Source organism: Burkholderia sp. SIMBA_051 (assembly GCF_046534915.1).
In the GTDB taxonomy this organism is placed as follows: domain Bacteria; phylum Pseudomonadota; class Gammaproteobacteria; order Burkholderiales; family Burkholderiaceae; genus Burkholderia; species Burkholderia ambifaria.
In genome coordinates this window covers 1-449 of sequence record NZ_JAWRXS010000054.1, presented here as the reverse complement: position 1 = coordinate 449, position 449 = coordinate 1, and the positions used below count along the sequence as shown (strand labels likewise).

The window sequence follows — 449 nt, the reverse complement described above, 5'->3', positions numbered from 1 at the left end:
CCTGGTATCTTCGACCGGCATGAGCTTACGGAGCAAGTCCTTCACCCTCACCGGCGCACCTTCTCCCGAATTTACGGTGCCATTTTGCCTAGTTCCTTCACCCGAGTTCTCTCAAGCGCCTTGGTATTCTCTACCTAACCACCTGTGTCGGTTTGGGGTACGGTTCCCAGTTATCTGAAGCTTAGGAGCTTTTCTTGGAAGCATGGTATCAACCACTTCGTCGCCTAATGGCAACTCGTCATCAGCTCTCGGCCTTGAAATCCCGGATTTGCCTAAGATTCCAGCCTACCACCTTAAACCTGGACAACCAACGCCAGGCTGGCCTAACCTTCTCCGTCCCTCCATCGCAATAACTGGAAGTACAGGAATATTAACCTGTTTTCCATCGACTACGCTTTTCAGCCTCGCCTTAGGGACCGACTCACCCTACGCCGATGAACGTTGCGTAG

Annotated in this window: 1 rRNA gene; it reads right to left on the bottom strand. The window is 52.3% G+C overall.

The features are described 5' to 3' along the window. Positions 1-449: ribosomal RNA gene (locus SB771_RS33490) — 23S ribosomal RNA — on the bottom strand; the annotation flags it as partial.